Origin of the sequence: Methylobacterium sp. WL18 (genome assembly GCF_008040015.1) — a bacterium.
In the GTDB taxonomy this organism is placed as follows: Bacteria; Pseudomonadota; Alphaproteobacteria; order Rhizobiales; family Beijerinckiaceae; genus Methylobacterium; species Methylobacterium mesophilicum.
In genome coordinates this window covers 1-16931 of record NZ_VRVD01000048.1, presented here as the reverse complement: position 1 = coordinate 16931, position 16931 = coordinate 1, and the positions used below count along the sequence as shown (strand labels likewise).

The 16931-nt window shown below is 70.6% G+C and carries 15 protein-coding genes; 8 read left to right on the top strand and 7 right to left on the bottom strand.

Going from position 1 to position 16931, the window contains the following annotated elements:
- The coding region (locus FV228_RS07005; RefSeq protein ID WP_147853938.1) for a DNA/RNA non-specific endonuclease at nucleotides 1-740 on the bottom strand (740 nt) is incomplete at its 3' end.
- Entirely contained in the window at nucleotides 731-967 is a 237-nt protein-coding gene (locus FV228_RS34890; RefSeq protein ID WP_147853937.1) for a hypothetical protein, read from the bottom strand. The genes FV228_RS34890 and FV228_RS07005, both read right to left, overlap by 10 nt.
- Before the next feature lie 250 nt (nucleotides 968-1217).
- On the opposite strand from FV228_RS34890, the gene dxs reads away from it, so the two are divergent.
- The 7 genes from dxs (at nucleotide 1218) to FV228_RS06965 (ending at nucleotide 10573) form a co-directional block, all read left to right on the top strand.
- On the top strand, nucleotides 1218-3197 hold the full coding sequence (dxs, locus tag FV228_RS06995; RefSeq protein ID WP_147853936.1) for a 1-deoxy-D-xylulose-5-phosphate synthase: 1980 nt from the start codon (nucleotides 1218-1220) through the stop codon (nucleotides 3195-3197).
- A 351-nt stretch (nucleotides 3198-3548) separates the two neighbouring features.
- Nucleotides 3549-4577 (top strand): hopanoid-associated sugar epimerase, encoded by a 1029-nt coding sequence (gene hpnA, locus FV228_RS06990; RefSeq protein ID WP_147853935.1) that lies wholly within the window; start codon nucleotides 3549-3551, stop codon nucleotides 4575-4577.
- A complete protein-coding gene (gene hpnC, locus FV228_RS06985; protein ID WP_147853934.1) occupies nucleotides 4574-5470 on the top strand; it encodes a squalene synthase HpnC in 897 nt (298 codons plus the stop codon). The genes hpnA and hpnC overlap by 4 nt, the downstream gene beginning before the upstream one ends.
- Nucleotides 5467-6318 (top strand): presqualene diphosphate synthase HpnD, encoded by an 852-nt coding sequence (hpnD, locus tag FV228_RS06980; RefSeq protein WP_147853933.1) that lies wholly within the window; start codon nucleotides 5467-5469, stop codon nucleotides 6316-6318. Before hpnC ends, hpnD begins: the two co-directional genes overlap by 4 nt.
- Nucleotides 6318-7634, top strand: coding sequence for a hydroxysqualene dehydroxylase HpnE (gene hpnE / locus FV228_RS06975; RefSeq protein ID WP_147853932.1), 1317 nt, complete (start codon nucleotides 6318-6320; stop codon nucleotides 7632-7634). Before hpnD ends, hpnE begins: the two co-directional genes overlap by 1 nt.
- A 42-nt stretch (nucleotides 7635-7676) precedes the next feature.
- Nucleotides 7677-9674 (top strand): squalene--hopene cyclase, encoded by a 1998-nt coding sequence (shc, locus tag FV228_RS06970; protein ID WP_147853931.1) that lies wholly within the window; start codon nucleotides 7677-7679, stop codon nucleotides 9672-9674.
- Between the two features lie 98 nt (nucleotides 9675-9772).
- A complete protein-coding gene (locus FV228_RS06965; protein WP_147853930.1) occupies nucleotides 9773-10573 on the top strand; it encodes a phosphorylase in 801 nt (266 codons plus the stop codon).
- 266 nt (nucleotides 10574-10839) lie between these two features.
- Here the strand turns inward: FV228_RS06965 and FV228_RS06960 are convergent, their stop codons facing one another.
- Nucleotides 10840-12396, bottom strand: coding sequence for a Do family serine endopeptidase (locus FV228_RS06960; protein WP_147853929.1), 1557 nt, complete (start codon nucleotides 12394-12396; stop codon nucleotides 10840-10842).
- Between the two features lie 331 nt (nucleotides 12397-12727).
- On the opposite strand from FV228_RS06960, the gene FV228_RS06955 reads away from it, so the two are divergent.
- The gene (locus FV228_RS06955) at nucleotides 12728-13105 is read left to right on the top strand and encodes a hypothetical protein (RefSeq protein ID WP_147853928.1); all 378 of its coding nucleotides are present in this window, start codon (nucleotides 12728-12730) and stop codon (nucleotides 13103-13105) included.
- A gap of 23 nt (nucleotides 13106-13128) precedes the next feature.
- Here the strand turns inward: FV228_RS06955 and FV228_RS06950 are convergent, their stop codons facing one another.
- The 4 genes from FV228_RS06950 to FV228_RS06935 all read right to left on the bottom strand — a co-directional run.
- A complete protein-coding gene (locus FV228_RS06950; RefSeq protein WP_147853927.1) occupies nucleotides 13129-13500 on the bottom strand; it encodes a type II toxin-antitoxin system VapC family toxin in 372 nt (123 codons plus the stop codon).
- Nucleotides 13497-13691, bottom strand: a complete 195-nt coding sequence (locus tag FV228_RS06945; RefSeq protein WP_147853926.1) for a type II toxin-antitoxin system VapB family antitoxin — start codon at nucleotides 13689-13691, stop codon at nucleotides 13497-13499. Before FV228_RS06945 ends, FV228_RS06950 begins: the two co-directional genes overlap by 4 nt.
- 154 nt (nucleotides 13692-13845) lie before the next feature.
- Complete coding sequence (locus FV228_RS06940) at nucleotides 13846-16563, bottom strand: valine--tRNA ligase (protein WP_147853925.1); 2718 nt, start codon at nucleotides 16561-16563, stop codon at nucleotides 13846-13848.
- A gap of 115 nt (nucleotides 16564-16678) precedes the next feature.
- Nucleotides 16679-16931: DUF2497 domain-containing protein (locus FV228_RS06935; protein WP_147853924.1), on the bottom strand; the 253-nt coding region annotated here is incomplete at its 5' end.

Sequence of the window (16931 nt, the reverse complement as noted above, 5' to 3'; positions counted from 1 at the left end):
GCCCGGGCGGCGGGCGGCAGGGCCGGGAACACGTCGATCCCGGCCTCGCGGGTGAGGTCGTCGATCGAGACCGCGCGCCAGTCCCGGGCGTCGTCGTTGCGGGCCAGGTAGGCGCCGGCCTCGCCGCTGGCCGGGTCGTAGAGCGCCTTGAACAATTGGGTGGGCACCAGAACCCCGCCCTTGATCTGCTGGACCGCGTCCCCGGAGAAGATCACCCCGGTGACGACGAAGAGTGCGCCGCGCCGGCTCGCCAGCCGCCGGGTGCCCTCCTCGATGTCGGCCCAGAGCCCGCGGTTGAGCGCCCGGTTCTGCGGCACGATGTTGGCCAGGCTGAACGATTCGGCCTGGGCGGTCAGGGTCGGCATGTCGCCCGCCGGGGCGAGGTGTCCGCGGTCGAAGCCGCTGCGGACGTAATCCTCCAGGGATGCGCGCTCGGCATCCGGCAGCCGCGCCTCCTCGTGGAACGCGTCGTCGCGGGCGACCGTGCGGGCGTCGGCGACGCTGGCCCGGGTGAGGTGCTCGGCGGAATAGAGCGGCGTGCGCGTCACCCCCGAATGCAGGACCGCGAAGGCTTCGAAGCAGAGTGGCACCGTGCGGGCGGCGAGCTTTGCGTTCGTCAGGACCGGCGCGAGCCCGCCGGCGAACAGCGCCGGGCAGGTCTCCTGGGATCGGGCCGGCGCCGACAGGGCGAGGACGGCGAGCGCCGCGGCACACGCCCCCCGGGGCAGCGCTACCAGCATACCCGCACCCGCCGGGGACCCTCCGGGGTCGGACGGTCGCGCCACGCGCAGGGGCGGCCGAGGCTCCCCGTGAAGGGCCGGGCGTCGCGGTCCGGACCGCCGGGCTGGACCCGCGGCGGGCAGGCGCCCAGGAAGTTGCACGGGAAATCGAGGTTGCCGTCCGGCGGCCGAGGACTGGCGTAAGCTTGGCCGGCAAAAGCTTGGCCGGCGGGGGTAATCGCCAGCATGAGCGAAATGATGCACAGACGAGCCGGGCTCAAGAGCGGACCTCATGTGGCGGTAAGGGCACGTGACTGGAAAAAACGTCGATCGGACATTGATCGCGCCGCCGATCGTTCGTACGTGGCACTATCATGACAGCGACGGTCGGGTCGGTTCTAGCATGAACGCGTGACCCCCGGGCGCTGGCGTCGTGACGGCGAGACCCCTTTTTCGGAAGCCCGCGTGACGGGGCCGTTACCACACTCGAACGAGCGGATGCTTCCCTTGGCGATATCCTCTGACCACGCGGCGTTGCTCGACCGTATCCCGGAGCCTGCGGCGCTTCGGCAGCTTCCCGAATCCGAGTTGCAGGCGGTGGCGGACGCGGTGCGGGCCGAGATGATCGACGCGGTGTCGATCACCGGCGGCCATCTCGGCTCCGGGCTCGGCGTGGTCGAGCTCACGGTCGCCCTGCACCACGTGTTCGACACCCCCGACGACCGCATCGTCTGGGACGTCGGCCACCAGTGCTACCCGCACAAGATCCTGACCGGGCGCCGCGACCGCATCCGGACGCTGCGCCAGGGGGGCGGCCTGTCCGGCTTCACCAAGCGCTCCGAGAGCGCCTACGACCCGTTCGGCGCCGCCCATTCCTCGACCTCGATCTCGGCCGCGCTCGGCATGGCGGTCGCCCGCGACCTCGACGCCGACGCCGCCAAGGCCAAGGGCCGGACACCCAAGCGCCGCAACGCCATCGCGGTGATCGGCGACGGCTCGATGTCGGCCGGCATGGCCTACGAGGCCATGAACAACGCCGGCGCCCTGCATTCGCGCCTGATCGTCATCCTCAACGACAACGACATGTCGATCGCCCCGCCGGTCGGCGCGATGTCGGGCTATCTCGCTCGCCTGGCCTCGGGCGGCACCTACCAGTCCCTGCGCGAGACCGCCAAGCAGCTCGGCAAGCTTCTACCCAAGGCGCTCTACCAGCGCGCGGCGGCCGCCGAAGAGTACGCCCGCTCCCTGGTGGTGGGCGGCGGCACGATGTTCGAGGAGATGGGTTTTCACTATGTCGGCCCGGTCGACGGGCACAACCTCGACCAGCTGCTGCCCGTCCTGAAGAACGTCCGCGACGCCGAGCACGGCCCGATCCTGCTCCACGTCGTCACCCGCAAGGGCAAGGGCTACGCCCCGGCCGAGGCCTCGGCCGACCGCTACCACGGCGTGGTCAAGTTCGACGTGGTCTCGGGGGTCCAGGCGAAGGCCAAGCCCAACGCGCCGGCCTACACAAGGGTGTTCGGCGAGAGCCTGATCAAGGCGGCCGACGCCGACGACAAGGTCGTGGCGATCACCGCGGCGATGCCGGGCGGCACCGGCATCGATCTCTTTGGGAAAGCCCACCCCGAAAAAACCTTCGACGTCGGCATCGCCGAGCAGCACGCGGTGACGTTTGCCGGCGGCTTGGCCACCGAGGGCTACCGGCCGTTCGTGGCGATCTACTCGACCTTCCTGCAGCGGGCCTACGACCAGGTCGTGCACGACGTGGCGCTGCAGAACCTGCCGGTGCGGTTCTGCCTGGACCGGGCCGGGCTGGTCGGCGCCGACGGGGCGACGCATGCCGGCGCGTTCGACCTGGCCTACCTGTGCTGCCTGCCGAACATGACCGTGATGGCGGCCTCCGACGAGGCCGAGCTGGTGCACATGGTGGCGACGGCGCACGCCCATGACAGCGGCCCGATCGCGCTGCGCTACCCGCGCGGCGAGGGCGTCGGCGTCGAATTGCCGGAGCGGGGCGACGTCCTGGCGATCGGCAAGGGCCGGATGGTCCGCCGGGACCCGGAGGCGCGGGTGGCGATCCTCAGCCTCGGCACGCGGCTATCGGAGGCCTTGAAGGCGGCGGATACACTCTCGGAGCAGGGCGTGGCGGTGAGCGTGGCGGATGCGCGCTTTGCCAAGCCGCTGGACGAGGCGCTGATCCTGGACCTGGCGCAGAGCCACGAGGTTCTGATCACGATCGAGGAGGGCTCGCGCGGCGGGTTCGGGGCGATGGTGCTGCACCTGCTGTCCGAGAAGGGCGCGCTGGATGCCGGGCGCGTCCGGGTGCGGACCCTGACGCTGCCGGACCTGTACCAGGACCACGACAGCCCGGAGAAGATGTACGCCGAGGCCGGCCTCGACGCCGCAACCATCGTCAAGACCGCGCTGGCCACCCTGCCGGAGCGCAAGGAAGGCCGCTCGCGCCTGCGCCTGGCCTGATCCAGGCCGGGTGCGACGTGACAAGGCAGCTTTCCGGGGCGCGTTGTCTGCGGATTAGCGAGACGTGGCAGTGCCGCATCGCGGCGATTCCTGTGCTCGGTCCCGGATCAGGTTCCGCTGCGCTTCACCTGTCCGGGAAAGGGGTGGTGCAGGGTCGAACGCGACGCCTTTTCCCGGGCGCATGGAGCGTCAGCGGAATGCGACCCGGGATCCAGCATGATGAGTGCCGCGCAGCGGCTCCGAGCAAACCGATTCTACCCCTCGCTTGCCGCTCAGGCGGTTCGATGACACAAGCGCGGCGCGGCGGGGTCCCCCGCCCGCGCCGGCATCCCGCAACGCTTTAGACACGCGATGGTAGAGGCCACTTCCTCCGGCCCGTCCGAGGTCGGCCCCGTGCTGATCACTGGCGCGAGCGGGTTCCTCGGTTCAGCCCTGGTCGACGTGTTCCGCCGGGCGGGCTTCCCGGTGCGCATCCTCGTGCGCGCCACGAGCCCGCGCCGGAACCTGACCTGGACCGATGTCGAGATCGCCGAAGGGGACATGCGCGACCCGGCGGCCGTGGCCGCCGCCCTGCGCGGCCAGCGCTACCTGATCCACGCCGCGGCCGATTACCGGCTCTGGGCGCCGGATATGGAGGAGATCGTTCGCACCAACCGCGACGGCACCCGCCTGATGATGCGCGCGGCCCTCGATGCGGGCGTCGAGCGGGTGGTCTACACGTCGAGCGTCGCCACCATCAAGCCGCCGGCCGACGGGGTCACGCCCTCCGACGAGACCATGCCGCTGACGCCCGAGACGGCCATCGGCGCCTACAAGCGCAGCAAGGTCGTGGCCGAGCGCGTGGTCGAGGAGATGATCGCCCGGGACGGGTTGCAGGCGGTGATCGTCAACCCGTCGACCCCGATCGGCCCCCGGGACGTGAAGCCGACGCCCACCGGCCGGATCATCCAGGAGGCGGCGCTGGGCAAGATGCCGGCCTTCGTGGATACCGGGCTCAACCTCGCCCATGTCGACGACGTGGCCCACGGCCACCTGCTGGCGCTCCGCAAGGGGCGGATCGGCGAGCGCTACATCCTGGGCGGCGAGGACGTGTTCCTGTCGCAGATGCTCGCCGACATCGCCGGCATGGTCGGGCGCAAGCCCCCGACCGTGAACCTGCCGCGGGCCGCGGTCTACCCGGTGGCGTTCTTCGCGCAGCTCGCCGCCCGGGTCACCGGTCGCCAGCCGTTCGCCACGATCGACGGCATCCGCATGTCCCGCTACCGGATGTTTTTTTCCGACAAGAAAGCCCGGGCGGAACTGGGCTATACGGCACGCCCCTATCGCGAGGGCCTGTCCGACGCGATCGCGTGGTTCCGCCAGGCCGGGTATCTCGGATGAGCAAGCTCGACACCGCGACCGCGGCACGCTCCGGCAAGGGGCACCGCGACGAGAACTTTCCGGTCGCCTCGCACCTGATCCATCCGCGCCACCGCGGGGCGATCCTGGCGTTCTACAACTTCGTCCGCGCCGGCGACGACGTGGCCGACCACACGGAACTCGCGTCCGAGCGCAAGCTCGCGCTGCTCGACCAGCTGGCCGACGCGCTCACCGGCGCCGGCCCCTCCGATCCGGAGGCCGAGCCGCTCAAGCGCGAACTCGCCGCCCGCGGCCTGCCGCCCCGCCACGCGCTCGAACTGCTCGACGCGTTCCGGATGGACGCGCGCAAGAACCGTACGGCGAACTGGGACGAGCTGATCTATTACTGCCGCTACTCGGCGATGCCGGTCGGGCGCTTCGTGCTCGACGTGCACGGCGAGGATCCGGCCCGGGTCTATAAGGCCTCCGACGCGATCTGCGCGGCGCTCCAGATCATCAATCACCTCCAGGATTGCGGCAAGGATTTTTCGGGGCTCGACCGGGTCTACATCCCGCACGACACGCTCGACCGGCACGGCGCGACCGTGGCGATGCTGGGCGCCCCGAAGGCGACCCCGCAGCTCCGGGCGGTGATCGCCGAGCTGGCGCAACGCTGCCTCGACCTCCTCGACGAGGGCTCGGCCCTGCCGGACCTGATCGACGACCTGCGGCTGTCCCTGGAGATCGCCGCGATCCACCGGCTCGCCGTGGTGCTCGCCAAGGGTCTGACCACGCGCGATCCGCTCTCGGACAAAGTCCATCACGGCAAGGCCGCCTTCGCCCTCACCGCGCTCGGCGGCGTCGCCGCCACCCTGGCGCGCCGGCCCTTCCGGGGCCGGATCGTGCGGGGCGCGGCTCAGGGAATCCGCTCGTGAGCGCCACCGCGACCCCCATCACCGATCAGGACGCGGCCGCCCCGGCCCTGCCGGCCGCCGGCTCGTCGTTCTATACCGCCATGCGCCTGCTCCCGAAGGAGCGGCGCGAGGCGATGTATGCCGTCTACGCCTTCTGCCGCTCCGTCGACGACGTGGCCGACGATGGCGGGGCGCGGGCGGTGCGGCAGGTCGAGCTCGATCGCTGGCGCGCCGACATCGACGCCCTCTATGCCGGCCGTCCGGCCGCGCGGGTGCGCGACCTCGTCGAGCCGGTGCGCCGCTACGACCTGAAGCGCGAGGACTTCCAGGCGGTGATCGACGGCATGGCCATGGATGCCGTCGCGGACATCGTCGCTCCGGATGCCGAGACCCTCGACCTCTATTGCGACCGGGTCGCCAGCGCAGTCGGCCGCCTGTCGGTGCGGATCTTCGGCATGCCGGAGGCGGACGGGATCCGGCTCGCCTGGCACCAGGGCCGGGCGCTCCAGCTCACCAACATCCTCCGGGACATCGACGAGGATGCCGAGCGCGGTCGCCTCTACCTGCCCCGCGAGAAGCTGGCCGCCATCGGGCTGGCCGATCCCACCCCGGCGCAGGCGGTCGGCCATCCGCGCATCGGCGAGGTCTGCATCTCGCTCGCGCGGGAGGCGGAGGATCATTACCAGGCGACCTGGGAGATCATCCGGCGCAGCCCCCGCAAGGCGACCAAGGCCGCCCGGCTGATGGCCGCCGCCTATCACCTCTACCTGAAGGCGGTGCTCGAGCGCGGCTGGGCGATGCCCCGCGCCCGGGTCAAGCCCGGCAAGCTGGCGCTGCTCGCCGTCGTCCTCCGGCACGGTCTGGTCTGATGGGAACCGTCCACGTCGTCGGGGCCGGGCTGGCCGGCCTCTCCGCCGCCGTCGCGCTGGCCGAGACCGGTGCCCGGGTGGTGCTGCACGAGGCCGCCAAGCAGGCCGGCGGGCGCTGTCGCTCCTATTACGACCCGTCGCTGGGCCTGACGATCGACAACGGCAACCACCTGCTGCTGTCGGGCAACGCCGACGCCCTGGGCTTCCTCAAGACCGTCGGCGCCCCCGCCGACGCCCTCGCCGGACCCGACGAGGCGGCGTTCGACTTCGCCGACCTGAAGACCGGCGAACGCTGGTGCCTGCGCCCCAATGCCGGGCGGCTGCCCTGGTGGGTGATGAGCCCGTCGCGCCGCGTCCCCGGCACCCGCGCCCGCGATTATCTCGCCCCGCTGGGAATCCTGCGCGCGGCCTCCGGCAAGCCCGAGGGCGCCGGGGGCACGATCGGCGACAGCATGGCCTGCGAGGGCGACCTCTACGCCCGGCTCTGGCACCCGGTCCTCCTGGCCGCGCTCAACACCGAGCCGCGGGACAGCGATGTCGGGCTGGCCGCCCGGATCCTGCGCGAGACCCTCGGCGCCGGCGGCAAGGCCTGCCGCCCGCTGGTGGCGGTGGAGGGCCTGTCCTACGCCTTCGTGGACCCGGCCCTGCGCTACCTGAGCGCCCGCGGCTGCGAGATCCGCGTCGGCCGACGCCTGCGCGGCCTCGACGGCGCCGACGGCCGAATCGGGCAGCTGCTGTTCTCCGACGGCCCGGAGGCGATCGGCCCCGACGACGGAATCGTGCTCGCCCTGCCGCCCTGGGTCGCCCGGGAGGTGTTGCCGGGTCTCCTCGCCCCGGTGGAATTCCGATCTATCGTGAACGCGCATTTCGCCCTTGCACCGAAGCCCGGCGGCCCGCTGGTCCTCGGCGTCGTAAACGCCCTGACGGAGTGGCTTTTCGCCTATCCGGACCGGTACTCGGTCACGATTAGCGGTGCCGACCGGCTCCTCGACGTGCCCCGGGAAGACCTCGCCCGCCAGATCTGGGGTGAGATCGCACAGTTGTGCAGTCTTGCCCCGGAACTGCCCAGCTGGCAGATCGTAAAGGAGAAGCGTGCGACCTTCGCGGCGACGCCGGCCGAGGCCGCGCGTCGCTCGGGGTCCGAAACCGCCTACGAGAATCTCGTCCTGGCAGGCGATTGGACCGCCACCGGTCTGCCATCGACGATCGAGGGAGCGATCCGTTCGGGCAAGACGGCCGCGCGTGCGCTGCGTCACGGATCGTCCGTGCGCGGCGGGTTACGCGCGCCGGTATCGGGCGCATTGGGCGCCGCTTGAGGCATGGCGGCCGCAACGCAGCGGCCGTTCGAGGCGAGGACCATGAGAGAGGCCGTAAGCAAGGTCGAGCCGCTTCAGCGCTCGAAGACCCAGGGGATCTCGCTCGACGACGTCGAGCGCGGCGTGGCGCAGGCGACGCGCGCGCTGATCAACCTGGCGCACGATGACGGGCATATCTGCTTCGAACTCGAGGCGGATGCCACGATTCCGTCCGAATACGTCCTGTTCCACCACTTCCGCGGCACGCCCGTGCCCGAAGGCCTCGAGGCCAAGATCGGCAACTACCTGCGCCGCACCCAAGGCCGGCACGGCGGCTGGGCCCTCGTCCACGAGGGGCCGTTCGACATGAGCTGCACGGTCAAGGCGTATTTCGCCCTCAAGATGATCGGCGAGGACATCGAGGCGCCGTACATGCGCCGGGCCCGGGAGGCGATCCTGTCCCGCGGCGGCGCGGCCAACGCCAACGTCTTCACCCGCTTCATGCTGGCGCTCTACGGTGAGGTGCCCTGGCGCGCCGTGCCGGTGATGCCCGTGGAGGTGATGTTCCTGCCGAAGTGGTTCCCGTTCCACCTCGACAAGATCAGCTACTGGGCCCGCACCACCGTGGTGCCGCTGTTCGTGCTCCAGGCGACCAAGCCGCGCGCCCGCAACCCGCGCGGGATCAGCGTCCAGGAGCTGTTCATCACGCCGCCCGAGAGCGTCCGCACCTGGCCGGGCTCCCCGCACGCGACTTGGCCGTGGACGCCGATCTTCGGCTTCATCGACCGGATGCTGCAGCTGGTCGAGGACCGCCTGCCGCGCAAGAGCCGCCAGCGCGCCATGGAGAAGGCCCGCGCCTGGGTCAGCGAGCGCCTGAACGGCGAGGATGGCCTGGGGGCGATCTTCCCCGCCATGGTCAACTCGGTGCTGATGTACGAGGTGATGGGCTACCGCTCCGATCACCCGCAGGTCCGCGTCGCCTGCGACGCCATCGAGAAGCTGGTGGTCGAGAAGGCCGACGAGGCCTACGTCCAGCCCTGCGTCTCCCCGGTCTGGGATACGGCGCTGGCCGCCCACGCCCTCCTGGAGGCCGGCAGCCCCGAGGCCGAGGCCCAGGCCCGCGCCGGGCTCGACTGGCTGAAGCCCCGCCAGGTGCTCGACATCGTCGGCGACTGGGCGGCGCGCAAGCCGAAGGTCCGCCCCGGCGGCTGGGCCTTCCAGTACGCCAACGCCCATTACCCCGATCTCGACGACACCGCTGTGGTGGTGATGGCCATGGACCGGGCCATGCACCAGCACGGGCTGGTCGCCGGCATGCCGGACTACAAGGCCTCGATCGCCCGCGCCCGGGAATGGGTCGAGGGCCTGCAGTCGCAGGACGGCGGCTGGGCGGCGTTCGACGCCGACAACAACCACATGTACCTCAACCACATCCCGTTCTCCGACCACGGCGCGCTGCTCGACCCGCCGACTGCGGACGTGACCGCCCGCGTGGTCGGGATGCTGGCGCAGCTCGGTGAGACCCGGGAGACCTCCCGGGCGCTCGACCGCGGCGTGAACTACCTGCTCAACGACCAGGAGGAGGACGGCTCCTGGTACGGCCGCTGGGGCATGAACTTCATCTACGGCACCTGGTCGGTGCTGTGCGCTCTCAACGCCGCGGGGGTCGATTCCGCCGATCCGCGGATCCAGCGCTCGGTGTCCTGGCTGATCCGGATCCAGAACCCGGATGGCGGCTGGGGCGAGGACGCCTCGTCCTACAAGATCGATCCGGCCTTCGAGGCGGGCTCGTCCACGGCCTCGCAGACCGCCTGGGCGCTGCTGGCCCTGATGGCGGCCGGCGCGGTCGACGACCCGGCCGTGACCCGCGGCATCAACTTCCTGACCCGCACGCAGGGCGCGGACGGATTCTGGAACGAGGAGCGCTACACGGCCACGGGCTTCCCGCGGGTGTTCTACCTGCGGTACCATGGCTACCCGAAGTTCTTCCCGCTCTGGGCGATGGCGCGGTTCCGCAACCTGAAGCGCACCAACAGCCGGCGCGTCCAGTTCGGCATGTGACGCGCCCGGCGCCGACCTTCGGGCCGGCGCCACCGTTCGGGACGACGCCGGAGCGGATCGCAAGAGTCCTTCCGCCCGCGAACCCCGGTATTGCGAACGTGGCTTCCTCCGACGACGATCCCGCGGCGCCGGCACCCCGGCGCTCGCGGCTCCTTGCGGAGCTCGCCGGACTGGTCCACCAGCGCGCGATGATCGATCCTGCCGCGCCCGTCCTCGCCGTCACCGGTCTCGCCCGCGAGCGCCGTCTCGCGGCCGGGGAGGGGGTCGAGGCGGTCGGAGCCGGCGGCAACCCGCACCGCCTGCGTCAGCTCCTCGATGCGCGCCCGCAGCCCGGCTGCCGGGCGGTGATCAGCTTCGGCATCGCGGGCGGCCTCGACCCGTCCCTGAAGCCCGGCGACGTGGTGGTGGGTACCGGGGTCATCGGCGAGGAAGGCCGGCGCGCCGCCGACCTCGATCTCTCCGCCACGCTGCTCAACGCCCTGGCGGGCATCGGTCCCCGGGTCATCCCGGCCGACCTCGCGGGCGTCGACACCGCCGTTCTCGGGGTCGACGGCAAGGCGGACCTGCGCGCCCTGACCGGCGCCGCCGCCGTCGACATGGAATCCCACGTCGCCGCCGCCTTCGCGGGCCGCCATGGCCTGCCCTTCGCGGCCCTCCGGGTGATCTGCGACCCCGCCAACCAGGCGCTCCCGGCCTTCGCCGCAGAGGCGCTCACCCCGGACGGCGAGCCCGACATCGCCGCGGTGTTTTTCGCTTTTGCCCGCGGACGGGCCAGGATTGGCGATTTGATGCGTTTGGCCCGTGATTCGAATGCGGCGTTCGCATCGCTGGGCAAGTGCCGCACGCGGTTGGGACCGGGGCTCGGGATCCCACTTCCCTCCGATCCGGCGTCCATCTGACAGGTCTGCCGCCACGCTCACGGTCATTGCGCGCGATGCGAAGCAACTCACTGTCGCGCGCCCACGACGAACGAGGCGGGTCCCTAGGTCGCTTCGCTCCGTTCGCGATGACGGTGCGGGACGAAAGGCCCGGGACACATCCGGTGGCGCCGCGAACCTGATGCCGGAACGGAAAAAGACGCCAGCCTGTTCGGCCGGCGTCAGTCGGGAGGAACCCACTAAGCGGCGCAGGGATGAAGATACCCCGCGCCGCGTTTGAACCGGCGTCAGCCGGCCTTCTTGCTCAGGGACACCGCCACGAAGCGGGTCTGGCCCTTGCTGCTCTTCACCCGCATCAGCACCGCCTTGCGGCCGCTCGACTCCGCCGTGCGGATCTGCGCGGCGACGTCGGAGGGGCGGGTCACGCTCTGGCCACCCACGTCCAGGATCACGTCGCCGGCCTCGATGCCCTTGGCGGCGGCCGGACCGTCGGGATCGACCTGCACGACGGCGACGCCCTGCTCGGACAGGCCGACATCGGCGGCCGGCGCGAGGTTGAGGCCGAGCCGTGGCTGGCCGTTGCCCGAATCGTCCTCGCGGGCGGCGACCTTGGTGCCGTCGGTGGGCATGGCGCCGAGCGTCACCGTCGCGGTGTCGGTCTTGCCGCCCCGGAGGTAGCTCAGCTCGACCTTGGCGCCGGGCTTCATGCCGGCGATCCGGCGCGAGAGCTCCCGGGCGCTGTCCACCGTGTCGCCGTTGACCTTCTCGATCACGTCGCCGGCCTTCAGCCCGGCCTGGGCCGCCGGGGTGCCGTTCTCGGCATGGTCCACGAGGGCGCCCTTCGCCTTGTCGAGGCCGAGCCCGTCGGCGATGTCCTGCGTCACCGGCTGGATCTGCACGCCGAGGTAGCCGCGGGCGACCTTGCCGTCGGTGCGGAGCTGCTCGACCACCGCCTGCACGGTCTCGGCCGGGATCGCGAAGGCCAAGCCGACGCTGCCGCCCGACGGGGACGCGATGGCGGTGTTCACGCCGACCACCTCGCCGTTGACGTTGAAGGTCGGGCCGCCGGAATTGCCCTTGTTGATCGGGGCATCGATCTGCAGGAAGTCGTCATAGGGCCCCGCACCGATGTCGCGGCCGCGGGCCGAGACGATGCCGGCCGTGACGGTGCCGCCGAGGCCGAACGGGTTGCCGATCGCCACCACCCAGTCGCCGACCTGCGGGGCGGTCTTGCCGAACTGGACGTAGGGGAAGTTCGAGCCCTCGTTGATCTTCAGGAGCGCGACGTCGGTCTTGGCATCCTTGCCGATCACCTTCGCGTCCAGGGTACGGCCGTCGTCGAGGGTCACCTGCACGGTCTTGGCGTGATCGACCACGTGGTTGTTGGTCACGACGTAGCCGTCCGCCGAGATGATGAAGCCGGAGCCGACCGCGCCGCGCGAGCCCTGGCGCTGCTGCGGCTGGGGCTGGCCGCCGCCCGGACCGTTCTGGCCGAACCGGCGGAAGAACTCACGCAGCTGCGGCGGCACGTTCTGGAGGTTCTGGCCCTGGCCGGAGCCCTGGCCGGGACCGTCCTCGTCGTCGCTGCTTGCCGAGTCGTCGAGCTTGACCTTCACCGAGACGACGCCCGGCTTCACCTTGTTGACGATGCCGGCGAACGAACCCGGCGGATGCTCCGGAGCCTCGATCGGGGTCTTTGGCAGGGCCTGGGCGTAGGCGGGGGTCACGGAAGGCAGGGTGGTGCCGAGGGCACCGCCGGCGATCAGCGCGGCGGCAGCCACCGAGGCGAGGGCACGGCGCGAGGTCCGGCCGGACAGCGAGCTTTGGGGACGGGTCTCGGTCATGGGGATCGCAACCTCTTCGAACGGATCGGGGCGACGCCGGTGGACGCGGCGGTCGATGGGATCGGTCTAACGGGCGGCGCCTGACCCCGGCGTGGCGGTCAAATTACGGTTTGGACATGTGCGCCGATCCGGGGGCGGGGCGGCCATGGCCGGCCCCCGGCCGGCGACCCGGCAGCGCCGAGCCGGGAGGGCGATTCGCGAAAAGTCCCTCGCTTGTGCCACCTGTCACCGGCGCGCTCGGGCGATGGCGCTACACTCCGATCGAACGGCAGGCGGCCATAACGTTTGGCTCTGCCGGCTGGCGTCGCGTGAGATGCGTGAGGATCGGGCGATGAAGACGGTGTTTGCGGTGGTCCTGCTCTTGGGTTCGGTCACCGGCGCTTTGGCAGCCGATCGGTACTCGGATTATCGAAACTATTTCGACGAAAAGCCGGCTGTCGGCGATCGGACCAAGCTGAAGCCTCCGAAGACCAAGTCCCATTCCATCGAGGAGGTCGATACGCGGCGTTACGAGGACGGCGCTGCCCCCGGGAACCCGGCCAACCTGAAGCCCGGCTATCGGAGCCGGGCCGGGATCTACGTGCCGCCCGACTATTCCACCCACCCGCGCGGCCCGACGGGCGACGGTTTCGGCAGCTCGAACAGCGATTCGTATGGCAGCGTGAGCGCGCCCAACCCGTTCGTGGGTCCCCTCGGCACCCGTCGCTGAAAACGCCTCGCCGGGCTGCGGCCCTACTGGACCGCTCGGTACGACACCCCGAGCCGGTCGCTCACTGCAGCCAAGCGTCTGTCGCGTGTCCAAATTCGGGAGCCTGGCATCAGCTTCGCCGATGCCAGGAGATGCGCGTCGACATAGCCGATGCCGAGGCCGTGCAAGGCGTGCTCCGCGATCAAAGGCATGACTCCGTCGTGGGCCGCGACGTCGGCCGACGGCATGTCTTCCAGGGTCGCGATAATGCGTTCGCGATCCCGGACGCTGCCCAGCGCCAGTTCGCCGATGACGAAGGGATGAACACGCTGGCTCATCTCGGTCAGGATTGCGGTGACGGATGGATCCGCCGCCGCGAGGTGATCGATCCAGATGTTCGTATCGATGATGATCACGGTTCGGATCGTCGGCGCGTCCCGGCCTGGGCGTTCGAATCGCTCCCCCCCAGCAGGATCATGCGCCGGGACGCCTCACGCTGGACCAGCGCGCGCAGGGCTTCGCGGACCAGTTCCGATTTCTCAGTGATGCCTGTGTAGTGCTGCGCCTTGGCCAGCAAATCATCGTCCAGGTTGATCGTCGTCCGCATCACGCTCTCCCCCGCGCGGCATCGATGATGGCATCATATGACGCCATTTTCATGCCTAGCCGCGCTCGACAGCCGTTCAGCCGTTCATCGTTGCGATGCCGCGGATGCCCGCACGAGAGGGACGCAGATTACGCGCATGTGGTGAGCGAAGCGATCAATCCCCGCTCAACCGCGCCAGCGCCTCCTCGATCTTCACGAGCCGCGCGGCCTCGGCCTCCCGGCGCTCGCGGTTCTCCTCGATGATGTCCTCGGGGGCGCGGGCGACGAAGTCGGCGTTGCCGAGCTTGGCGTCGACCTTCTTGATCTCGCCCTGCGCCTTGCCCTGCTCCTTCTTCAGGCGCGCGACCTCGCCGGCGAGGTCGACGATGCCTTCGAGGGGCAGGGCCGCGACGCTGCCGCGCACGAGGAGCTGCACCGAGTTCTTCGGCGGCGTATCCGAAAAGGTGATTTCCGAGAGCCGGGCCAGGCGCAGCAGCGTGTCCCGCCAGGCCTCGACCCGGGTCCGCACCTCCGGGGACGCCCCGACCATCACCAGGGGGATCTGCGCCGCGGCCGGGACGCTGGTCTCGGAGCGGGCCGAGCGAACCTGGGTTACGAGGTCGACCACGAAGCCGACCTCGGCCTCGGCGTCGGCATCCGCGAGCCCGGCAAGATCCGGCCAGGCGGCGAGCGCCAGGAGGCCGCGCTCGGGGATCGCGGCGCCCTTGATCGCCCAGAGTTCCTCCGTGAGGAACGGCATGAACGGATGCAGCAGCTTGGCGACCTGATCGATCAGGAACGCCACCGTCGCCTGGGTCTCGGCCCGGACGGCCGGATCGACGCCTTCGCCCTGCAGCACCGGCTTGGCGAGTTCGAGGTACCAATCACAAAAAATGTTCCAGACGAAGCGGTAGGCGGTGCCGGCCGCGTCGTTGAACCGGTAGGCTTCGAGGGCCGCCGTCACCTCGCCCACGGCGCGGGCGGCCTCGGTGAGCGCCCAGCGGTTGATCGCCCCGGTGATCGCCCGTGGGTCGTAGGCCGGGTCGAGCTGGCAGCCGTTCAGCTCGGCGAAGCGGGCGGCGTTCCAGAGCTTGGTCGCGAAGTTGCGGTAGCTCTGGACCCGGTCGGCCGAGAGCTTGATGTCGCGACCCTGGACCGCGAGCGCGCACAGGGTGAAGCGCAGGGCGTCGGCCCCGACCTGATCGATCAGCTCGAGGGGATCGACGACGTTGCCCTTCGACTTCGACATCTTGGCGCCGGAGGCGTCGCGCACCAGCGTGTGCAGGTAGACCGTCTCGAACGGCGCCCGGTCGGTGAGGTGCAGGCCCATCATCATCATCCGGGCGACCCAGAAGAACAGGATGTCCTTGCCGGTCACCAGGGCGTTGGTCGGGTAATAGCGGGCGAATTCCGGGGTCGAATCCGGCCAGCCCAGCGTCGAGAACGGCCAGAGCGCGGAGGAGAACCACGTGTCGAGGACGTCCGCGTCGCGGGTCAGCGCGACCGGGCGGCCGTGCTTGGCCTCGGCCTGCGCGAGGGCCCCTTTCTCGCTCTCGGCCACGAAGATCCCGCCGTCGTCATCGTACCAGACCGGGATCTGGTGGCCCCACCAGAGCTGGCGCGAGATGCACCAGGGCTCGATGTTGGTGAGCCACTGGAAGAAGGTCTTCTCGTAGGTCTCGGGGACGAACTTGGTCTGGCCGTCGCGCACCGCCTGGAGCGTGCGCTCGGCCAGCGGCTTCACGTTCACGTACCACTGATCGGTGAGATAGGGCTCGATCACCACGCCCGAGCGGTCGCCGTGCGGCACCGCGTGGGTGTTGGGCTCGACGGCGCGCAGACGGCCACGCGCCTCCATCAGGGCGACGACCTCCTTGCGGGCCTGCGCCCGGTCGAGGCCGTGCAGCGCCAGGGCCTCGGGCTCGGGCGAGGCGTCGGCCAGGAACGCGGCGTTGCCGTCGAGCAGCATCCGGCCCTCGGGGTCGAGGATGTTGATCACCCCGAGGTTGCAGCGCCGGCCGACGTCGAAGTCGTTGAAGTCGTGGGCGGGCGTGATCTTGACCGCGCCGGTGCCCTTCTCGGGGTCGGAATAGGTGTCGGCGACGATCGGGATCAGGCGGCCGACCAGCGGCAGGCGGACCCGCTTGCCGACCAGCGCCGTGTAGCGCGCATCCTCCGGGTGGACCGCGATGCCGGTATCGCCCAGCATCGTCTCGGGCCGGGTGGTCGCGACCGTGATGACCTCGCCGGTCTCCGCCCCGCTCGCGTCGACGATCGGATAGTCGAAGTGCCAGAGATGGCCCTTCGTCTCGATCTGCTGGACCTCGAGGTCCGAAATCGCGGTCTGGAACTTCGGGTCCCAGTTCACCAGCCGCTTGTCGCGGTAGATCAGGCCCTGGCGGTGCAGGTCCACGAAGGTCTTGAGCACGGCGCGGCTCAGGCCCTCGTCCATGGTGAAGCGCTCGCGCGACCAGTCGCAGGACGCGCCGAGCCGCTTGAGCTGGTTGACGATGGCGCCGCCGGATTCGGCCTTCCAGGCCCAGACCTTCTCCACGAAGGCGGCCCGGCCGATCTCCCGGCGGCCCGGCTCCTGGCGCTCCATCATCCGGCGCTCCACCACCATCTGGGTGGCGATGCCGGCGTGGTCGGTGCCGGGCTGCCAGAGCACGTCCTTGCCGCGCATGCGCTCGAAGCGGCACAGCACGTCCTGGAGCGTGTTGTTGAGGGCGTGGCCCATATGCAGCGAGCCCGTCACGTTCGGCGGCGGGATCACGATGCAGTAGGGCGGGGCGCCGGCGCGCTCGGGCCGGCCGGCGCGGAAGGCATCCGCCTCAGCCCAGGCGGCGGAGATCCGCGCCTCGACAGAGGCGGGCTCGAAGGTCTTGTCCATCATCGCGGTTATGGGCCGAACGCTTGTCCAACAGGATTGGACCCGCTTTCGACCGTCAGGCCGCGTCCGTCAACACGCGCCCGGCACCGGGCAGGCCCGATGCCGGAGGGCAGGGCGCTCAGCGGCCGCGCGAGACCCGCTCGATCTCGGCCCGGACCAGCCGCTCGACCACGGCCGGCAGGTTGTCGTCCAGCCAGGACTTGAGCATCGGCCGGAGCATGTCCTTGACCAGATCCTCAAGCGTGCGGGCGTTCTGGGTCAGGACCGTGTGGGCCAGCAGGTTGAAGGCGCCGTTGACGCTGGCGTCGGTCGCCGCCGAGACCAGGGTCTCGGCCTCCGGCTCCGGCCGTGGCGGCGCCTGGAACACCGGC